At 23.8% G+C, this 21369-nt stretch carries 21 protein-coding genes; 2 read left to right on the top strand and 19 right to left on the bottom strand.

All coding sequences use genetic code 11. The annotated features are described in order from the left end of the window. Nucleotides 1–321, bottom strand: coding sequence for a YbaB/EbfC family nucleoid-associated protein (locus ALANTH_RS02430; RefSeq protein ID WP_026803270.1), 321 nt, complete (start codon nucleotides 319–321; stop codon nucleotides 1–3). Then, entirely contained in the window at nucleotides 314–697 is a 384-nt protein-coding gene (panD, locus tag ALANTH_RS02425) for an aspartate 1-decarboxylase (RefSeq protein WP_026803269.1), read from the bottom strand. Before panD ends, ALANTH_RS02430 begins: the two co-directional genes overlap by 8 nt. Before the next feature lie 87 nt (nucleotides 698–784). On the opposite strand from panD, the gene ALANTH_RS02420 reads away from it, so the two are divergent. After that, a complete protein-coding gene (locus ALANTH_RS02420) occupies nucleotides 785–1330 on the top strand; it encodes a peptidylprolyl isomerase (protein ID WP_026803268.1) in 546 nt (181 codons plus the stop codon). 2 nt (nucleotides 1331–1332) lie between these two features. Here ALANTH_RS02420 and ALANTH_RS02415 read toward each other — a convergent pair whose 3' ends face one another. Genes ALANTH_RS02415 through ALANTH_RS02350 form a run of 14 tightly spaced genes read right to left on the bottom strand, consistent with a single transcriptional unit; the run spans nucleotide 1333 to nucleotide 15214 of the window. Continuing rightward, nucleotides 1333–1812: a chemotaxis protein CheW gene (locus ALANTH_RS02415; RefSeq protein ID WP_026803267.1), complete on the bottom strand. Its 480-nt coding sequence runs from the start codon at nucleotides 1810–1812 to the stop codon at nucleotides 1333–1335. A 36-nt stretch (nucleotides 1813–1848) separates the two neighbouring features. After that, nucleotides 1849–3042 (bottom strand): exodeoxyribonuclease VII large subunit, encoded by a 1194-nt coding sequence (xseA, locus tag ALANTH_RS02410; protein WP_026807384.1) that lies wholly within the window; start codon nucleotides 3040–3042, stop codon nucleotides 1849–1851. Next, the gene (gene ubiE / locus ALANTH_RS02405) at nucleotides 3042–3752 is read right to left on the bottom strand and encodes a bifunctional demethylmenaquinone methyltransferase/2-methoxy-6-polyprenyl-1,4-benzoquinol methylase UbiE (RefSeq protein ID WP_026807383.1); all 711 of its coding nucleotides are present in this window, start codon (nucleotides 3750–3752) and stop codon (nucleotides 3042–3044) included. The genes xseA and ubiE overlap by 1 nt, the downstream gene beginning before the upstream one ends. Nucleotides 3753–3777: 25 nt before the next feature. Then, entirely contained in the window at nucleotides 3778–4026 is a 249-nt protein-coding gene (locus ALANTH_RS02400; protein ID WP_026803264.1) for a hypothetical protein, read from the bottom strand. Then, a complete protein-coding gene (locus tag ALANTH_RS02395; RefSeq protein ID WP_026803263.1) occupies nucleotides 4023–4814 on the bottom strand; it encodes a P-loop NTPase family protein in 792 nt (263 codons plus the stop codon). Before ALANTH_RS02395 ends, ALANTH_RS02400 begins: the two co-directional genes overlap by 4 nt. A 50-nt stretch (nucleotides 4815–4864) precedes the next feature. Beyond that, nucleotides 4865–5689: a TIGR00282 family metallophosphoesterase gene (locus tag ALANTH_RS02390; protein WP_026807382.1), complete on the bottom strand. Its 825-nt coding sequence runs from the start codon at nucleotides 5687–5689 to the stop codon at nucleotides 4865–4867. Next, nucleotides 5686–7953 carry a PAS domain-containing sensor histidine kinase gene (locus ALANTH_RS02385; protein ID WP_026807381.1) on the bottom strand — a complete coding sequence of 756 codons (2268 nt, stop codon included), beginning with the start codon at nucleotides 7951–7953 and terminating at the stop codon, nucleotides 5686–5688. The genes ALANTH_RS02390 and ALANTH_RS02385 overlap by 4 nt, the downstream gene beginning before the upstream one ends. Then, nucleotides 7950–9860 (bottom strand): PAS domain-containing protein, encoded by a 1911-nt coding sequence (locus ALANTH_RS02380; RefSeq protein WP_026807380.1) that lies wholly within the window; start codon nucleotides 9858–9860, stop codon nucleotides 7950–7952. The genes ALANTH_RS02385 and ALANTH_RS02380 overlap by 4 nt, the downstream gene beginning before the upstream one ends. Before the next feature lie 2 nt (nucleotides 9861–9862). Next, the gene (locus ALANTH_RS02375) at nucleotides 9863–10237 is read right to left on the bottom strand and encodes a response regulator (protein WP_026803259.1); all 375 of its coding nucleotides are present in this window, start codon (nucleotides 10235–10237) and stop codon (nucleotides 9863–9865) included. Nucleotide 10238: 1 nt separating this feature from the next. Continuing rightward, nucleotides 10239–11639: a methyl-accepting chemotaxis protein gene (locus tag ALANTH_RS02370; RefSeq protein WP_026807379.1), complete on the bottom strand. Its 1401-nt coding sequence runs from the start codon at nucleotides 11637–11639 to the stop codon at nucleotides 10239–10241. A gap of 51 nt (nucleotides 11640–11690) precedes the next feature. Continuing rightward, entirely contained in the window at nucleotides 11691–12827 is a 1137-nt protein-coding gene (locus tag ALANTH_RS02365) for a BaiN/RdsA family NAD(P)/FAD-dependent oxidoreductase (protein ID WP_228133184.1), read from the bottom strand. Between the two features lie 21 nt (nucleotides 12828–12848). Continuing rightward, nucleotides 12849–14078, bottom strand: a complete 1230-nt coding sequence (locus ALANTH_RS02360) for an ArsS family sensor histidine kinase (protein WP_026807377.1) — start codon at nucleotides 14076–14078, stop codon at nucleotides 12849–12851. Continuing rightward, nucleotides 14075–14755 carry a response regulator transcription factor gene (locus ALANTH_RS02355; protein ID WP_026807376.1) on the bottom strand — a complete coding sequence of 227 codons (681 nt, stop codon included), beginning with the start codon at nucleotides 14753–14755 and terminating at the stop codon, nucleotides 14075–14077. The genes ALANTH_RS02360 and ALANTH_RS02355 overlap by 4 nt, the downstream gene beginning before the upstream one ends. Nucleotides 14756–14764: 9 nt before the next feature. Continuing rightward, nucleotides 14765–15214 (bottom strand): Spy/CpxP family protein refolding chaperone, encoded by a 450-nt coding sequence (locus ALANTH_RS02350; RefSeq protein ID WP_172658488.1) that lies wholly within the window; start codon nucleotides 15212–15214, stop codon nucleotides 14765–14767. 106 nt (nucleotides 15215–15320) lie between these two features. On the opposite strand from ALANTH_RS02350, the gene ALANTH_RS02345 reads away from it, so the two are divergent. After that, nucleotides 15321–16265, top strand: a complete 945-nt coding sequence (locus tag ALANTH_RS02345; RefSeq protein WP_026807374.1) for an endonuclease/exonuclease/phosphatase family protein — start codon at nucleotides 15321–15323, stop codon at nucleotides 16263–16265. Here ALANTH_RS02345 and ALANTH_RS02340 read toward each other — a convergent pair. Genes ALANTH_RS02340 through ALANTH_RS02330 form a run of 3 tightly spaced genes read right to left on the bottom strand, consistent with a single transcriptional unit; the run spans nucleotide 16262 to nucleotide 21369 of the window. After that, on the bottom strand, nucleotides 16262–19150 hold the full coding sequence (locus ALANTH_RS02340; protein WP_026807373.1) for a translocation/assembly module TamB domain-containing protein: 2889 nt from the start codon (nucleotides 19148–19150) through the stop codon (nucleotides 16262–16264). The genes ALANTH_RS02345 and ALANTH_RS02340 overlap by 4 nt on opposite strands. Continuing rightward, nucleotides 19147–20838, bottom strand: a complete 1692-nt coding sequence (locus tag ALANTH_RS02335; RefSeq protein ID WP_026807372.1) for an autotransporter assembly complex protein TamA — start codon at nucleotides 20836–20838, stop codon at nucleotides 19147–19149. The genes ALANTH_RS02340 and ALANTH_RS02335 overlap by 4 nt, the downstream gene beginning before the upstream one ends. After that, on the bottom strand, nucleotides 20839–21369 hold the full coding sequence (locus ALANTH_RS02330; RefSeq protein WP_026807371.1) for a GNAT family N-acetyltransferase: 531 nt from the start codon (nucleotides 21367–21369) through the stop codon (nucleotides 20839–20841). It lies immediately after the preceding gene.

Raw genomic sequence — 21369 nt, 5'->3', positions numbered from 1 at the left:
TTACTTTTGTCCAAATGAACCAAGATTGCCCATCAAGTTCATTGCCATCATTTTTTTATTTTCTTCGCTTTGTTTAATAATATCATTCATACAAGAAATTAGTAAAATTTGAAGAGAATCCTTATCTTCTAAAAGTGAATCATCAATTTTTAAATCAACAACTTCTGAATTTCCATTTATAGAAATTTCAACCATTCCACCTCCAGCTTTTGAAGTAAAAATTTTCGAAGCATTTTCACTTTGAGCATTTTGTGCCATATCTTGAAATTTATTTATCATATCTCCAAGATTTAAGTTTTTTAAATCAATTCCATCAAACATATTTACCACCTTCAAGTTTGTTTGTTATTAAATCAATATTATTTTTATCATCTACTAAAACAACTGTTGGTTTATAATTTTCAAGTTCTTGTTCATTATATGTTGCATACGCAATAACAATGATTTTATCACCAATTTCAACTTTTCTTGCTGCTGCTCCATTTAAACACATATCTTTTGAACCAGCTTTTCCTTTTATAATATAAGTTTGAAATCTTTCACCATTATTGATATTTACAATATCAACTTTTTGTCCAACTTTTAATTGTGCAGCATTCATTAAATCTTCATCAATTGTAATAGAACCAACATAGTTTAAATTTGCATCTGTAACTGTTGCTCTATGAATTTTGCTGTATAACATTTCAAATGTCATATCAAGAATCCTTAACTTTTTATTTTTTTTTAAAGCTAATATACTATACTAATTTCATATAAAATCATATTAAAAGGATAGACAATTATGAGAAAAATATTATTATTTCTTTTCTCTTTAACACTATTTGTATTTGCAAATAATTTAGAAAAAAATCCAGTTGCTGTTTTTGAAACATCAAAAGGTATTATAAAAGTTGAACTTAGACCAAATATTGCTCCAAAAGCTGTTGAGAATTTTATAACTCACTCAAAAAATGGTTATTATGATGGTCAGATATTTCATAGAGTTATAAAAGGGTTTATGATTCAAGGTGGTGATCCAACAGGAACAGGAATGGGTGGTGAATCTATTTGGAATAAAGATTTTGAAGATGAGTTCTCTAAAAATGCTCTTTTTGATAAACCATATATTTTAGCTATGGCAAACAAAGGTAAAAATACAAATAATAGCCAGTTTTTTATAACAACTGCTGCAACATATTGGTTAAATGGTTATCATACTATTTTTGGATATGTAATTGATGGATTTGATGTAGTAAAAGATATTGAAAATGTAAAAACAACTGGGAAATATGATGGTGATAAACCTATTGAAGATATAAAAGTTATATCAATAAAAATAGAGGATTAAAATTAATCCTCTAACTCTTCTTTACAAACAACTTTCTCAATATCCATAAGAACTAGCATTTTGCTATCATTTAATCTTACATAACCTTTTAGATATCTTGCAGGAATTCCTGAACCCATTTCAGCAACTGGAGCAAGCATATTTGTATCTATTTTTTGAACATCATCAACTAAATCAACAACAATGCCTATCATTCTTTTATCTTCTGTTATAACTGTGATTATAGAAGTATTTTCATCATAAATAGCTGGACCTGTTTTAAATTTTATTCTAATATCTAAAATAGGAACAACTTCTCCTCTTGAGTTTATCAATCCTTTTACCCACTCTGAAGTATTTGGTAATGTTGTAATATTATCTGGATATGTTAGAATCTCTTTTATCTTTGGTAACTCAATTGCATACTTCATTCTACCCAATTCAAATGTCATAAACTCTGTTATATTCGGACTAATTCCTCTATTTACACTATTATGTTCCATATTATCCCCTCTTTAAAATACAATTATAAAATTGCTCTATTTTACCTTTTGTTTACTTAAATTAATAATCTTACAATCTGCTATTACATTTACTGTTTGAAGTTCTAGATTATCTCCAATTTTCAAATCTTCTAGAGATATTATTTTATTATTTTTTGAAATTTGTACAAATCCATTCTTCTCTTTTTTTTCTGGATGATTTAATATATAATTTGATTTTAAACTATCCAAACTATGTTGGAAAATCTCTATTTTTTGTACAAAACTACTATTAAAAGATGATTTTAAAAGTTTTATTTGAGAAGCTATAAAACTAAATTTTGACTCAATAGAATTTTGCTCTAAAAGTCTTTTTGTATTGATTAACTCTTGCTCTTTTTTTGCTAAAACATTTTTTAATCTATTTTGAAATTCAACTATCATACTATCTATATATAAAAAATGTTCATTTATATCAGGTAATGCTATTTCAATAGCATTTGAAGGTGTTGCTGCTCTAACATCTGATACAAAATCACTTATTAAATAATCTATTTCATGCCCAACAGCAGAAATGATAGGTGTATTTGCTTGAAAAATTGTATCTGCTACAATTTCGCTATTAAATGCCCACAAATCTTCAATACTTCCCCCACCTCGTCCAATAATCATAATATCACAGTTCAATTTATCGGCATATTTTATTGAGTTAGCTATATCTTCAATACTTCCATTTCCTTGAACTAAAGTTGGAACTAGTATAAGTTCACATAAAGCCCATCTCTTACTAGCAACTTTTTTCATGTCTTCTATAGCTGCTCCCGTTGGACTTGTAACAATAGCTATCTTTTTGGGATACTTTGGAAGAGTTTTCTTAATACTTGGTTCAAAATATCCTTTTGCTTGAAGTTTAGTTTTTAATTGTTCAAAAGCTAAAGTAAGATTTCCAATCCCAGAAGGTTCAATTCTTGTACATAAGAGTTGATAATTTCCTCTTGGAACATAAACTGTTATACTTGCAGTTACTTGTACTTTTTGTCCATTTTCAAGTTCAAACTTTAAATATTTTGTATTTCCTTTAAACATAACACAAGATATTGTCGAATTTTCATCTTTTATAGAAAAATATATATGTCCAGAACTATGCACCGTTAAATTTGATATCTCTCCTTCAACACAAATTTGCATAAATGTTGTTTCAAGAAGAGATTTTATTTGAGTATTTAAAGTTGATACACTAATTGGATTCATTAAACTTTTTTTGCAATTATAAGTGTTGAGATATTCATAGAAAAAGCTTTTACATAGATTGGTTCTAAACCAGCATTTTTTAACTCTCGACAAAGATTTTCTGTTGTTAAGAATTCATCAATAGAATCAGGTAGATATCTATAAGCTTCTTTATTTTTTGAAATTATTTCACCAATTTTTGGTAATATTTTATCCATATAAAAAGCAGTTATATAATCTAAAGGTGTCTCTTTTTTATTTTTAGTAAACTCACTAATTACAACTAATCCATTTTTTTTCAAAACTCTAGCAAATTCTATAAATGCTTCTTGTCTTTGAACTACATTTCTAATTCCATAAGAAATAGAAATAATATCAGCACTATCATTTTCAATTGGCATTGATGTAGCATAAGCTTCAATAAACTCTACTTCAGGAAGTTTCTTTTTACCAACTTCCATCATACCAATACTAGGATCAACTCCAACAATGTTTTTTAAATCAACATTTTTTTTCTTTGCTACTTCTTTCCAAAAAAGTATCATATCACCTGTTCCACACGCAACATCTACTATTTTATCAATACTATTTTTCCCATAAAGCTCAAAAGTCTTTTTACAAGCTTTATCTCTCCATGATTTATCAATTCCCATTGACATAACTCTATTTGCTGTATCATAAGTCGGTGCTATATTATTAAACATTGATACTATTTTTTCTTGTTTTTCCATTTTTCCTAATTTCTCTTTTTAAATTTTATAATAAATATTTACCTATTAATATTCCTATAAGTAGGCCAACATTTAAAGCAACTGCAAATTTCATCATCGATAACTTTTTATCAGCATAAGGCAATCTATTTACAATATCTTCTTGTAGTTTCAAACTCTCTTCAAAACTATTAGATGCTTTTTCTAAATTATCAATAGATTTTCTAATAGCAATTTCACTAAACTCCATTCTTTCAACAAGCTCTTTTGCTTGTTTGAAACTCATTTCGCTCATTTTTTAATCTCTATCCATTTATCTAAATCACAAAATATTTTATTTAAAGTATTTAAAACATAATCTTTTGCTTCTGTTTGTATTCTTCTAAAAAATAGATATTTTCTAGCAGCTTCAAGATCTCCTAGTTCTTTTGCTTCTATGGCTTTTTTGGCAAAATCAGTATTATTATAAGCCATTTCCCAAACTGTACTTCCCAAATATCTACTCATAGTTATAATTTTGTCATTTTTTACTGGAAAGTATTTTGGATCTTTTACAAAATCACAAATTACAGAGTTTGAATCAAGATATTTATGCCCAAAAAAGTTTATAAATTGTTCATTGTAATAATCTTCTTCCATTGAAATAGATCTTGTTAATGCAAAAATTAAATTTTCTTCTGGATTTTTTTCTATTTTTTTAATTTTTTTCATTGTAGCAATAGCATTTTTCCCATCAAGTTCACCATCACCTAAAGGAATAATCCATTTAACATTTCCAAATGAACCAACTTTTTTTATTTCATCTAGAACTAATGATGATGTTTTATTACCACCAACATCTACTATAACTTCATGATTATCATCCATCAAGATTAATTCATCTAAGTCATTAATTTTATTAGTTCCAAGCATTCTTTTATCTACAATTTCAGTTCTTGTAAATGATCTTGAATCATTATTTTCGTCATCAATTTCAATGTAGGTAATTTTTTTACCATGCTTTTTATACAAATATGGTGCAATAACTTGCATAGCAACTGTAGATTTACCTACACCACCTTTTGTTTGAGGAATTATAATCATTAATTCAACCTTTTTTAAGCAAATATTCTTAGATTTTATCTAAACTATGATTAAACAATAATTGCATTGCTAATGTGAAGTTCACTACTATTACAATATTTTTTTATTTTAAAACTATTTTTTGCAGAGCCATCTTCTATGTCTATAATCATAATTTGTAAAATGGACTTACAAGAGTTTGGAACTTCAAAGTGTCCACCAACACCTAATGTTGCTCTTTGAATTGGAGCAAAACTATCCATTCCTATAACATTATCAAAACAACCTGTAAGCCCAATATCTGTTAGATAAGCAGTATTCTCAAATATTTGTAAATCATCTGTACCAACATGAGTATGAGTTCCACAAATAGCACTAACTTTTCCCTTAAACATCATAAGCATAACTCTTTTTTCACTTGTTGCTTCTCCATGAAAATCTATAAAGATATTTTTAATATTTTGTTCTTCTAAATCTTTTATTAATTTTGTTGCTAAATTAAAAGGATTATCAACTATAGGCATTGAATATTGCCCCATTAGATTTATAACTGCTAGTTTTTCTATATTTTGCCCAACTTTTACATCACAAATTTTTAAACCTGTTCCAATAACACCATCTGGATAATTAGCTGGCCTTAATACATTTCCTTCTTCAAGTAATAAATTCATATCTTTTTTCTTATCAAAACTATGATTTCCACCAGTTATTACATCTATTCCACTTTTAAAAAGTTCTTTTGCACTATCTATTGTAAGCCCAAAACCATGACTTGCATTTTCTCCATTTGCAATAATAAAATCTATTTTATATTCTTCTTTTATTTTTTCTAAACTCTCTTTTATTATTTTTCTTCCTGGACGTCCGACAATGTCTCCTATAAATCCTATTCTCATATACTCTCTTCTTCTTTATATTTTTTTAATTTCACTTCAAAAACTGCACCATTTTCATTATATGCTCTTATATCACCTTTATGCTCTTCAACAATTTTTTTAGCAATTGATAAACCTATTCCCATTCCACCAGATTCTTTAGAACTTGTAAAAGGTTCAAAAAGTTTATTTAGAATATCTTTACTTAAACCTTTTGCATTATCCTTGAATTTAACAATTATAAAATCATCTTCTTCAAAAATATTAATTCTAAGTTCTCTTTTTTCATAATCTTCAATTTTAACTAATTCATCAAGAGCATTATTTATAATTATAATCCAAATTTGCTCAACTCTTTGTTTTTGAATACAACTAAAAAAAGAAAATTTATCATTTTTAATATTATCAATACTAAATAAATCATCATTTATATATATTTTACTTATATGTTTTGCTCGGTTATGAGCCATTGTTAAAGCTGTTAGTAAAGTAGAATATATATTAAAACTACCTTTTATTTCTTCATTTGAATGTGAAATTTCTCTCATTGATTCTACAATATTTGCAATTCTATTTATACCATCTTTGATCTTCTTGCTATCATTTAGCATTCTATCTTTAATATTAGAATTTGGTAAATCTTCAATATCAAACTGCATTAACTCCAAATTACCTTTTATATAAGTCAGTGGAGTATTTATCTCATGAGTAATTCCAGCTGATAACATACCAATATAGCTCAATTTTGCACTTTTTAATTGCTCTTGATGATGAATTTTATCTTTTGCTTTACTTCTTTCTATCTCTTTTTTTATTGTATTTTCTAAATTTGCATTTAACTCTTTTAACTCTATTCTATCTTCAATTGAATTTATAATAAAAATAATTCTTTGTCTTCTTAACATTAAAATTAAAGAAAGTTCTAAATGAAGAGGTGTTCCATCTTTTTTTGTAAAAACATACTCTAATTTTGAAATATTTGTAAACTCATGAATATCTGTTAAAATTTTTGTTAGCATACCTTTAGAACTATTATTGACAATATCAAGAGGTGTCATATTTAAAAGTTCTTTTTCTTTAAAACCTAAAAGATTAGTCATTTGATTATTCAATTTTACAAACCTAAAATCTAAAGTCAAAAGAGCTATTCCACTATGAACATTTTCAAAGATTGCATCATACTCTTCAATCTTCATATTTAAATTTTTATATAAAAGATATGTTCTTTTTTTATCTGTTACATCCTGGCATATTATGTTATAAACTTTTGTTTCATCATCTAATATTTGCTCTTCAATAAGAATATCAGCCCAAAGAAACTCACCATTTTTAGTTCGTCCTTTTAAATTCTTAAGTTGGAAATTATCTTTATTAGAAATATCTTTAGCTCTTTTTCTAAAAGATTTTTGTATATCTTTATAAAAAAACAGTTTATAACTATTTCCAATTAATTCACTTCTTGAAAATCCTACAAAACTACAAAATGCTTGACTAACTTCAAGAATTGCACCTTTGTAATCAATCTGAATATACATAATATATTTATCCATAATTTTTTGATTTTTATTTAAGGCTGTATCTGTTTTATTTATGTCAAAATTTAATTTCTGATTTTCAAGTTCAATCTTTTTACTTTGTTTTATAAAGAAAAATGCCAAGATAAGTGCAAAAATATATAAAATTGCAAATATAAAGTACTTATAATCTTCTTTAAAAAAATCATTTTTATCTGTATATTTTATAGAAGAATTTGATATATTATTTAAAATATTTGTTAAATCTACTTTGAGAATATAAAAATTTATTTCTCCTCTTATTGCAAAATTTATTTGTGTTTTAGTGTCATAAAAATGATATATTTCAAATTCATTTAAAGATTGTAAATATTTAAAATACTCTTCAAAATATAAAGATCTCAATTTTTCATCTTCATTTTGACTATAATTTTTTAATTTTAATATCTCTTTTGAATCAAATCCAACTATTTTAAAATCTAATATATTTTCATCTTTAAATATACTATTTTTTATAAAAGTAGTTATATCATCTAAATTTTTCTGTTTTGAAATAATAGATTCAATAAATTTTATTTTATCATCATAAGATTTAATATAAAAAGAGAGTTCTTTTTCTTGAATTTGAGATGTAATCTCTTTTTTTAAAGAATCTTTTTTTTCAAAAAAAGACAAGTAAAAGTTATCAAAAACAAAAGTAATTAGAAGTAATAAAACAAAAGTTAGTGCTAAAAATACTCTAAAGAATTTTATATAAAGTATCTTATTCATTTCTTACTCTTTTTAAATTTTATATAATATGAAGTTTTTTCTAAACTATTATTACACCAAAAAATTGCTTGATTTTTTTCCATTAAAAGTTTTGCTAAATATAGCTTTGTATCCAAATATTTTTCATCTTCAAATTTCAATATATTATCTAGATAAACTTTTTTTCTCATATCTTTTATATTATCTTCTATTTTTAATACAATATCATCACTATCATTTTTTATACTTAACTTTATAGTAACTCTTTGAATTGAATATGTTTCTACTTGTTCTACAATACTTCTTAAAATATTGCTAATAACTTTTTTTAACTCACTTTTTGCAATATTTAACTTGATATTTTCATCTATTTCATATTTAATTTTAATATTTTCATAATTCATAGATTCTATTATCTCTTTTATTACTTCATAAAGATTCGAATTTGTACTATCTCTTAGTGTAAAAATAATCTTTATTTCATTTAACATATCTGAAAGCTCTTTTAACTGTAAATCTATATTATTTCTTATACTATTTAGTTCATCTTCTATTAAATTATCTTTTTTTAGTTTTTGTAATTCAAATGAGATTTTTGAAATTGGAATTTGCCATTGATGAGAAAGAGAATCCAAAATCTTTGACATTAAAGCAACTTTTGTAGAATTTAAAACTTTTTGGTCTTTTATTCTTAAATCATTTAACTTTACAGATAACTCATCTTTTAAAAATTTATTTATCTTTTCTAACTGCTTAGTTGCAGTAATATCTGTTTGAATAGAACTATAACCTATATGTTCATTTTTAAAATTGTATCTTGGAAAAAGTACAGCCCTTACCCAATAAGTGTTTCCAAATTTATCTTTATTTTTTACTTCACCTTGCCAATTCTTTGTAGCTTTCAAATCACTCCACATATTTCTATAAAAACTTGGACTTATGTCAGGATGTCTTAAAATATTTGTATTTTTACCAATAATTTCATCTTTTGAATATCCTGCACCTTGACATAAATAGTTTGTTGAATAAGCAATATGTCCTTTTAAATCTGTATCTAATTTTAAAACATAGTTATCTACTTGTTCAAATAATTCATCATAATTATGTTGTACCAAATCTTTTTGGAGCTTTAAAAGTTTTATCTTATAAAGAACATATATATAAAAAGCTAATAAAACAACACAAAATATAAATAACCAATCATAAAAAACATATAATTTATTAATATCTTGACTATTTTTAAGATCTTCTAATTGTAAATAAACTATATTTTTATTATTAAGTGACCTAAAAATTTCAATAAGATTTTCATTATTTTCTTTATCACTTAAAATAGTTTTTTTATAATTTAATCCTAAATTATCATTTAACTTATCTAAGATAATTTTAAAATCAAACTCTATATTTATAACTCCAACTAAATTTAATTTATCATCAATTATTGGTTTTAGAAAAACAATATAACTATCTTCTTGTCTATTTTTAAATTCAATAATATCTTTTTTTGTTGATATGACTTTATCTACTAAATTTAAAACAAAACTATCTTGAAAATTTATATCTTTAAAGTTTAAAATTTGCTCTTTCTGGTTTGAATAAAAACTTATATCAAAAAGTCCTAAAGTTTTGTAATAAGCGAAATTTGGTTCAAAGCTATCATACAATTTTCTAGAAAGTTCTTCTTTATTTTCTATATGAAATATATCAATAAGTTTTTTATCTCTTATAAATTCATTAAAATATATAAATTCTGCAGTGTTATCTAACTCTTTTAAATATATATTATAATTTTTTAAAGTTATATCTTCGTATTTTTTAATTGTATTACTAATCTTATCTTCTTTGAAGTAATCCAATACAAAAAATACAAAAATAAATAGTGTAAGAAAATATATAAAATACCTAAAAACTAGGTTTTTATTATCCATATTTAATCTTTTAAAACTTCAAGTATCTTTTTTTCTAAAGTATCAAGAGAACTAAAAGGTTTCATAACATAATTTGTAGCTCCAATTTTATGAGACTTTAAAACTTTATCTAAAGTTGAATACGCTGTCATCATAATAACTTTTTGCTCTTCATTCTTATCTTTTATTTTCTCTAAAAACTCTAAACCGTTCATTTGTGGCATCATAATATCAAGTAAAATAATATCATATTTACTATGTTCCATATTACTTAAAGCAGAAACTGGGTTTGAAAAAGATGAGATAGTAAAATTTGGATTTCTTGATAAATATCTATTTAACATATCTAAAATTTCTACTTCATCATCAATTAAAGCTATTGAATATTTAGTATTCATATTATTTTTCTCCTTCAAATAGTGTTTTTGCAGCTTCTTTCATAATTGCTTCATTTTTTTCTTCAAGAATTTTATCTAAATATATAAATACTTGTTGGCTTGCTTTTTCAACTAAATCAATCTTATCTTCAATTAACTGTTTTGAACAAGACACACTATTTCCTGAACACTCTTTTGCTAAAATATTTGCTTCGTGATGAACTGTATGGTGATATTTTTCTAAACCTTTGTAAGAAGGAACAAAACTAAATTGTTCTTTTCCTAAACCAGTATCATACCATTTACCTAATCTACAATTATGGTGATCCACTGGTTTAAAGTTATTATCATTTCCAAAGATTAACTGATATAAATTATTTTTATATATTACGTGATCAAGTTTTGCAAGATTTATAAAAATTTTATTTGATATACTCTCAACTTCATAAACTCCTCTATTTGAGTTTTTCTGGAATGTATACATCAATTTGCTTAAAGAATTAATTCTACTTTTTGTTTCATTTACAACATTTGTTACAACATCTGAACTATCTTTTATTTTTTCTGTTTCACTTTGTATAGTATTTACTACATCTTTTATCTGTTTTGCTGCATCAGCACTTCTTGAAGCCAAATTTCTTACTTCTTGAGCAACAACAGCAAAACCTTTCCCTGCTTCTCCTGCAGTTGCTGCTTCTACTGCTGCATTTAATGATAATATATTTGTTTGGAAAGCTATTTCTTGAATTATATTGATTACTTGTGCTATATCTTTACTTTTTGCAACAAGTGAATTTACAACTTCATTTTCTGTTGCTATTTCTTTATATAAATTATCTGTATCTAAAACTATTTCTTTAATTAAATGCAAGCCATCTGTTGAACCATTTGCAGTTTCTTTTGATTCTTTTTGCATATCTTGTAACTCTTCAAGAAGATCCATATATGTAGTTTGTGTATCACCTAGAGATTTTGTCATATTTTTATTATGTCTTGATAGAAGACCATCTTCTTTGTTATCATGAATTGATGTTTTTCGTAAAGATACAATATTGTAATTACCATATTTTTTTACAACAATATTTACTTCACACTCTTCTAAAACTATACTATCTTCACCACTTTTTAAAGCATTTAAAATTGGTGAAAAATCTGATAAATTTCGTCTTGTATTATCATTTACAAAAAAGACTTTATCATTTTCATCAAAAACAATTAAACCTTCTTCTTGAGATACAGAGGCTATATTTTTTAGTAACTCTATTATTTCATCTTTATTTGATGTAACCTTTTGTAACTCTAAAGAGCTGTTTTTGATATTTTCTAATTCTTGATTTTTAATATCTAACTCTTGCCTTAATTTTTCTATATCTTGTTGTAGCAATGATATCTTTTTTTCGTTATCTTTATTTCCAAAAAACATGAAAACCACCCTATATTTGTTAAAATTGACAATAGATTATCTAAAAATAACTTAATACCTGATATTATTTAACTCTCTTGCACAGATGAAAGCTTGTGAAAAAACTATTTGAAAATTAAAGCCTCCTAGTTCTCCTGTAATATCTAAACATTCTCCTAAAAAGTATAATCCAGTTTGTTTTAAACTCTCAAAAGTAATATTATTTATCTCATTTGTACAAATTCCACCTTTTGTAACTTCTGCTTTTGTAAAACCAAAATTTCCTGCTGGACTAAATTCATAATTTTTTAATAATTTTAATTTTTCTATCTCATCATTTGTTAATTTTGAAACAGATTTATCTTCTAAATTTTGAGATACTAAAAACTCTTGAATAAATCTTTTAGGAAGGCAAAGAGAAGATGAAATATTTTTATTACCTTTTAAAAACTTCTCTAGTTTTTGATTTGGTAAAAAATCTATTATAATTTTTCCTTTTTTCCAATATAATGAAGTTGTTAAAATAGCTGGTCCAGAACAACCTTTGTGAGCAAAAAGTAAACTTCCTTCAATCTCTTTATCATTTACTAAAACTTTTACATTTAGTGAAATTCCACTTAAGTTTTTAAACCAAAACTGCTCTTTTTGAACCGTAAATCCAACTAAAGCTGGTTCAGTATTATTTATACTATGTCCAAACTTTTTTGCAATATCAAAAGCAATAGGACTAGCCCCTAAACTAGAAAATGACAATCCACCACTAGCAACTACAACTTTTTTTGCTTCAATTACTCCTCTTGAAGTTTTGATTTTAAAATTTGTATCAAAATCCAAATCTAAAACTTTTGTGTCTAAATATTTTTTTATATGAGTTGTAAGAAAAGAAAACATATCTATTACATCTTGTGAAGAGTTACAAAAATATGTACCTTTAACTATCTTTTCATTTATTTTGGGAAAAACATTATTTTTATTTAAGAACTTTAATAAATCATCTTTTGAAAATTTTTCTAATATATTTTGTACAAAATTTTCATCTCCTAAATAGTTATTTCTTGTTACAAAGTCATTTGTTATATTACACTTTGCACCACCAGAAACTTTTATCTTCTCTCCTACTTTATTATTAGATTCAATCAAACAAATATTTTTGTACTTTTTTTTATCCAAGTTTGAAGCAAACATCAAACCACTTGCACCTGCTCCAATTATTGCTATATCGTAAATTTTTTATCCTTTTGCACAAATAAATTTATTTAGTCCATTTTTATATTCATATTTTAAAATATATCCATTCGCTTTTAAAATATTATTTACAATATAAAGCCCTAAACCAAAAGAATCTTTTCTACCTTGATTTGCATAAAATGGTTCTAAATATTGTGAAAATGGTTCCTTTAACTCTTCTCCATAGTTTTCAACAATAATATTTTCATCTTCATTTTTTACAATTACTTTTCTATCATTTGAATATTTTATACCATTATCTATTAGATTTTTTAGTGCAATACTAAAAAGTTTGAAATTTACATTTAGTTTTCTATTATCATATTCACAAACAACACTATCATCTTCAGGCATTAAAATATCTTTTGCATTATCAATTATATCATCTAAAAAATAGTTCTTTTTTTCTATATTATTAGTTGATGAAATAAGCTCTTCAATAGTTGCAAATTCATTTATCAAAGATTCCAATCTATCAAAAACTGATTTTAATTTTTCATTATTTTGTTCATTTTGTTCTAATTGAGTTAAAAATTTACCTTTTGTAATTGGAGTTTTAAGTTCATGCATAATATTTCGTATAAAAACATTTCTAGCTTCTTTTAAATTTTTAAGTTTTAAAGCTGATTTTTTAAACTCCATTGAAAGTTGTGAAACTTCATCTTTTGAAGATGTTTGATTAAATTCAAAATCAAAATTCTCATCTCCTAAATTTTTCACCTTATCTTGTAAAATTTTTAAAGGTATGAGTTTTTTTAAAGTCATTAAATATAAAAGTACAATCGTAATAAGTAAAATAGAAAAAACTAAAATAATATATATTTGAGCATTATTATTTGGGCTATTTTCATCTTTTATTAGAACTTCACTATCTTTTACTTTTGAATATATATAAAAAGTTTCATCCTCTTTCAATATCCTAAATATATCTCCATGTTTTGGATGAATTCTTTCATAGAATACAATTGCTTTTATATTATTTTCAAATATTTTTATATCATCTCTTTTTGTATAAACTTTATAATTCATCTCTTCAAGATTTTTTACAAATTTATCATTAAAATTAAATTCAGCTCTATTTATCATTCTTGAAACTGAAAAATATTTATCAAAAATCTGTTTTTCATGTTCTTGATAATTATTTGTAAGAAGTACAATAAAACTTATAACTACTAATAAAATAGATATTATAAAACTTACTACTATCGTAAAAAATATTGATTGTCTGTTCATTGTAAAAATTTATATCCCATTCCACGAATAGTTTGAAGATATTTAGGATCTTTTGGATTATCTTCTATTTTATTTCTAATTCTATTTATAATAACTGCTAATGAACCAGAATTTTCATAATCTTGATTTAAAATATCAGAGTTTTCAAAAATATCTTCTCTACTTACAATAAAACTCTCTCTTTTTATAAGTAACGATAGTATCTCATATTCAGCAGCAGTTAATTTTAGATAATTTTTATTTTTTGTTATCTCTCTTTTTTCTTCATCTAAAATAAAATTTTTGCTAGTTTTATCTTCATCTTCAATTTTTGAGTGATTAAATCTTCGTAAAATTGTTTTTATTCTAACTTCCAATTCTCTTGGGTCATAAGGTTTTGGTAAATAATCATCAGCTCCTAATTTTAAAGCTGTTACTTTATCTGTAATATCACTTCTTGCACTAGAAATAATAATAGGGATATCGAATTCATCAACTATTTTTTTACAAACATCTAATCCATCCATACCTGGCAAAGTTAAATCTAAAATTATCAAATCATATTTATTCATTTTCAAATCACAAAGAGCCAAAAATGGCTCTTCAAAATTTGTAACTTCGATATGAAATTGCTTTAAGTATTGACATAGAACTTCTGCTAACTCTAAATCATCTTCAATCATTGCAATTTTTATCAAAACTTATCCTTATTTCTTTTCTGCTTTTAAATCTAATAAAACTTTTAACTGCTCTTTTTGTTTTGGCGTTAATATAGCATAAGATTTTTCAAGAATTTCTACTTGTGATTTTAACATATTCTCTCTTTTTTCACTTATAATTTTACTATATTTTGCTTTATCAAAACTATCTTTTGTAAATGCTTCATTTATAAATTTATTATCTTTTCTAATATCTTCGATAATATTTTTGATTTTTTCATTTTGTTCAGCAGTTAAATTTAACTCTTTAAACATTCCAAAAAAGTGTCCATCTTTTGAATGTTTATTAAACTTATCTTTTGAAAAATGTGTTCTATCACCTTTATGTCCTTTATCTACATCACAATTTGCATATAATGCTCCACCTAATAATGTAGCTAAAATCATACTTAAAACTATTCTTTTACCTGAAATCAGGATTCCATTTTGTTTCATCATCTAATACTCCTTATTTTTTAATATTTGAAATTATTACAAGATATTTTTAATGGTTTTTAATCTAAATCTTAATGGTTTCTTAATCTCTTTTAGTTAATATTTCAAAATGATTTTAACAGTTGGTACATTTAACCTTTTTCAATTTTGTAATCCAAACTTCTCTTTTTATACTAAAAAAGATAAATTCTCCTATATTGATTGGGAAGAAAAAAAACTTTGGATAAAAGAGCAAATACTAAAAATGGACTGTGATATTATAGGTTTTCAAGAAGTCTTTTCAAGTGAAGATTTAAAGAACTTACTTCAAGATTGTGGCTTTTCATATTTTGAAATTGTCGATTCTCCAAAAATAGATAGTAAAAATGAAAAAGTATTTATTAGTACAATAGTCGCAATAGCATCAAAATTTCCAATCGTATCTATAGAAAAGGTACAAAGAAAAGATGGTTTTATTTTTTCACGAGAACCAATTAAAGCAAAAATACAATTAGAAAATAAAAAAGAGATTTATTTTTATGTAACTCATTTAAAATCAAATAGATTAAATGAATTTGAATATATTTTCACACCAAATGATACTTTAGAAGATAAGAAGAAAAGAGTTGAACTAGCTTTAAGAAATAACTATTCACTTTCGTTAAAACAAAGAATAAATGAAGCTAAAAATCTTTTCTTTGATATAAAATCTTTAAAGGCGCCAGCTATTTTAGTTTGTGATTTAAATGATAAAGAATTTTCTATAACTATTGATGCACTTACAAATTATAAATTTTATAATATAAATTTAAAAGATAATAACTATTTACTTTTTGATGCTTACAATCTTTATAAACCAAAAATCTACAACCCTCATCCAGAATTCAAAGGTATAAAAAGAGTACCTACAAGTTATTTTGTAGGCAAAGGAAATGTTTTAGACTATATTTTTGTATCAAAGGAATTAAAAAAAATAGTTTCTTATAAAGTTTTTGATGAACACTTACAAAAAAATCAAAATGGTACACTAAAACAAAGTGATCATGCACAAGTTGTTTGTGAAATAGAAATTTAATACCTTTTTTTATAAATCAAATCTAAACTTTGAGTTTTTTCTTCAAATCCTAATTCTATATTCCAAAGTTTTGTAAGTTCTCTCATCAAAATTATTTGCCCTGATTGAGATTTGTTTTTTAATACAACTTTATTTTTTTCACCTATATTTTTTCCAATACTTGTTTCTATATATTGAGTTGTTGGATCATACTGAAAATATATCATATCTACTCCTAACTCTTTTGCATAATCTTTTGAAAGTTCATTTAATAAAAATAAAGAAGCTTGAGATTGTTTACTTTGGGTATTTTTTGAATCACTTGCAAAGTTTGTTCCAAAAATTAAATATGATAAAATATCTTTTTGATTCATCATTGGATTTGAATTTAGAGTAAGTCTTGGATTTTCTAATGTTCCACTTATAAAAATAGATATTTCTATATTATCAACTTTTGTAGAAGCTTTTATATCTAAAATTGGATTTATAGCTTCTAATCCTTTAAAATTAACACTTGAATTAGATATCTGATATGTTTTACCAAGTTCACTAAAAGTTCCTTCAACACCTTGTACAGAACCAAATATTTTAACACCTTTAGTAAACTCTTTTTTTATATTTAAATTTACTTTTGCTTTTAAATCAATATTTTTAACATTATATTCTACCTCATCTGCAATTATTAAGAGATCTAATCCAATATTATCTATAAAAAAATCTTTTTCAATAATAGTATCTTTTTTTGAAACAATTACAATATCTTTATCTTTACTAATACTAAGAGCTGGAATATTATAAAAAGCTTTCAAATTATTTGCTTTTACATCACCAGAAACAAAAATTTTATTATCTTCTTCATCTATATTTATTTTTAGATTAGTATTTAAAATAAGGCTTGCATAAGAACTATGTTCTAAGAATAAATCTTTTGTAACTATATTTAAAACTATATTTTTATCTTGTTTTGAACTTTTTAATAAAATATTTTCAAATGCTATATCACCATCAAAACTAGAAATATTAAAAAAAGCTGGACGTAAAAGAGTTAATTTCTTTTGTAAATTAATATCATAAGTTTTACCTATACTAAAATCTAATCTATCAAAAACAATAGTTTCCTCTTTAAAATTTCCTTTTATACTTATTTTTTCTAAACTCTCATTTTCAAGTGATATTTTTGGGCTATTTAATTCAAAATCTATTTTATTTGAAGCTAACTGTAAATTAGCATCTATTAAACCAGAGAGATTTAAGGCTGGAATATCCAAGATTTTATTTAATTCTTTTTCAAAATTCTTAAGTTCTTTTATATTTACTTTTATATTTATTATTTCACCTAATTTTTCTATATTAGATGAAATTGAACTATTTTTTAATATTACTTCAAAATTATCTTTTTTAGTTTTAAAATTTGAATTTATACTAAAGGAATCATTCAAAACAATATCTGCATTTAAAGACAAATTTTCTTCAAAATTACCTTTTATTTTTCCATTAATTTTAGAAATATTTATACTTTTATCAAGTTCATAAAAGTTATTTGGATTTATATTTTTTATATATGTCTCAAATATAAATTTTTTAAGATTATTACTTTTAAGCGATAAATCTACTATTTTAGAGTTTAAATCTATATCTAAAATACCTTTTTTATAGCTACTTAATATTTTGATACTACCTATATTTTTTAAGTTAAATTCTTCATAATTTCTTATATTCTCTATCATAGTTGTTGAATTTATATTTAGCTTATCTATCTCGTCTATATTTAATTTTAGCTCAATTTTTGATTTTTGGTCTGCTAAATTTGTTTTTATAGTTGAATCAGCTAAAACATCTATATTTTTATCAACTATTTTTAAAATACCTTTTAAAATAGGAGAGTCTTCTATTTTTATAGAAGTTTTATCTATATTTATCTCATTTGATTCTAAATTATTTGCAAAAGTTATCTCTTTTAAATTTCCACTAAAATTTGATTTAATAAATAAATCTTTTTGTAAAGCTTCAAAAATCGTTTTTTGTATAGTTGTTTGTAAATCTATATTAAACGTTAAAGTTTCTAAGTCATTATTTAACAACTTTGCTTTTGCTTCTACATTAGAATTTATTTCACCATATTTTAAATTTGAAGTTAAGCTAGAAATTTCAAGATTTAAATCTTTTATATCATAATTCCCAACAATATTTATATTTTCAATATTTAATTGTTGTTCGATATTTTCAATATTTAATTCTTTACTATTTATTTTAAAATCAAATTTTTCTAAATTACCTTTTGCTTCAACTAACAAACTACTTAGTACATCTTTTTTTAAATCTATTTTTGATAAAAGTTTATAGTTATTTTTATCTAAATTTATGCTAGCTTCAATATCTGCAAGATTTGATTTAATAATTGTAAAGATATTTCCACTTACAGCATCTTTAAGATTTGAATTAAGATTTTTTATACTTAAATTTACCTCATCAATTTTTTGTTCTTCATAGATAAAATCATTTAAATTTGCATCAAAGTTTTTAATAATAAGAGTAAATGGTATTTCTAAACTACTATCTTGTTCTTCATCTTTAGGTTCATTTAACAATGAGAATAATTTATCTTCTAAAACAATATCTTCTATTTTTAAATCGTATATATAAATTTCTTTGATTAAAAGAGATAAAAGACTAGGTTTTATATAAAAGCTTTTTGCTCTTACCATATCATCGTAGTTTAAATCTTCTATTTTTATACCAGTGTATAAACTTCCTTCAACTTTACTATATTTTAAAGGGAGTTCTAGACTTATATAATCAAATACTTTTTGTGTCAATTGACTAGAAGTAATAACATATAAAAAGCTAATACAAAAAATAAGAGCTAATATAAAAAATAAATATTTTAGAATTTTTAATATTTTCAAAATACTTGTCCTATTCCTATGTGAAATACAAAACCACCCTCATCAACAGGAAAACCTAAATCAACTCTTAAAGGTCCAATAGGAGTATAATATCTAGCTCCAATTCCATAAGAGTTATAAAACTTATCATTAAATTTATTCTCTTCTAGGCTTAGCATTGTAGAGTCAAAAAATGTTACAAGACCTAAATCTTTATTTAAGGCATACTCAAATTCTAAGCTACTATCAATCATAGAAAGTCCACCATAAGGTTTATCTTCATAATCTTTTTTTCCTACTTTTTGATAAGAATATCCACGGTTACTGTAATCTCCACCAGCAAAGAAATGTTTAAAGATAGGTAAATCCTTACTTAATGTACCTATACTTGTTTTAAATGAACTTGTAACTTTATCAAAAGTCTTTATATATCTAAACTCACTTAGAGTTTTTATATAGTCAATTTCACTAGCTAATAATTTACTCCCATTTTCAATATAAAATGATAAGTAATACCCATTTTTAGGATTTAAAACATCATCTCTTCTATCAAAAATTGCTTCATAAAAAAATGAATTCAAAAGATAACTTCCACTTTTGTAATATTGTAAATCTGATTTTATTGTAGAGTGTTCTAATAAAATTCCAGCTGTGTTAGATAAACCAAAGAAATCTTTTGAAAAAGATAGTTTTTCTTCGATTTTCTTTTGTGAATAACTTTTATAATCCATATCTTCATATGATATATCATTATTAAAAGATATATCATCTCTTATAAAATATGGATTATAAAGGTTATTATAAATATTATATCCATCACTATTTACTTTCGTTCCAATTGTAAATTGCTTTAGATTTCCTAAAAAGTTTTCATTTTTATATTGAGCTTTAAATCTAAATTTTGTATCTGTGTCATAACCAAAACCATACATAGTTTCCCTATAATCACCTTCGATAAGTTTAACATCTACAGGAACTATATTATCATCTCTATCTATATTTGGTTCAACTGCAATATATTTATAAATACCAAAATTATATAAGTTTTCATAAGTTTTATCTATAAGATTTGAGTTATATACTTCTCCTTTATTAAATGCAATATTTTTTTCTAAAAAAGAAGTATCAATATTAGCATTATTTTCAATATAAACATCTCCAAAATATTGAATATCATTTTTTGTAATTTTATATTCAATATCAACTTTATAATCATCAATATCTACATAAGCTTTTGCATCTAAAACAGCTTTAGGATAACCTTTTTCACCTAAATATTTTAAGATATATTTTTTAGAATTTGTAAAATTAGAAGATTCAAATCCATCTCCAACTTTTAATTCTATTAAATTTTTATATTCATTATCTATTTTTATTGAAGATATTTTTATTTGTTCATTCTTTTTAATAGTAAAAGTAGCTTTATCTTCATCTATTTCATAAGTTATTAAAGAGTTATAAAATCCTATACTATGTGTATAATCTTCTAATAATTCACTACAAATAGTTATATCTTTCTCACTAAAAATAGGACTTTCTTTCCAAAACTTATAAAAACTTGGATATGAGATATCACAAACCTTTTCTAAATTTGATTTTGAAAAATCTCCCAATACTAAATCTATATCTCCATTAAAATCAATAGTTTTTATATCATTAGCAAAAGAACTTAGTGAAAATAAAATAATAATTAATAATCTATATATCATTTAAAATCTATTTTTAACTTTTTTTAAAACTAACAGTTTTAACTCATCATCTATTAAAGTTGTCCACAGTTCAGACTTTGGAAATTCAATATAAGAATCTGTACTTTTATAACCTCTTCTATTATAATATTCTATTAAATCTTTTCTACTTGATATTACTTCCATAAAAAAAATATTTTTATTCCAAAGCTTTGAAGAAGTACTTTCAGCAAACTCCAATAAATGTTTTCCTATTCCACTTGATTGCATAGATGTATCAATAGCAAAAAGACCTATATGTATAGCATCATTTTCAAGTTTAGTTTGAATAGTACCTACAATTTTATCTATATTTTTTACAATATACGTTTTTGTATTTGGTTCTTTTAAAATACCTTCTAACATTTTATCATTTAATCTTTTACCACTTAATAAATGAGATTCGCTTGTCCAAGCTTTATCAGTTTTCTCTCCTCTATAAGCTTTATTTACTATTTCGACAATAGTTTTTACATCATTTTTACTGCATTCAGAAAATTCTAAATCTAACAT

The sequence above is a fragment of the Aliarcobacter lanthieri genome, assembly GCF_013201625.1.
GTDB lineage: Bacteria > Campylobacterota > Campylobacteria > Campylobacterales > Arcobacteraceae > Aliarcobacter > Aliarcobacter lanthieri.
The sequence above is the reverse complement of the archived record's forward strand: the minus strand, read 5'-3'. Positions and strand labels throughout refer to the sequence as shown.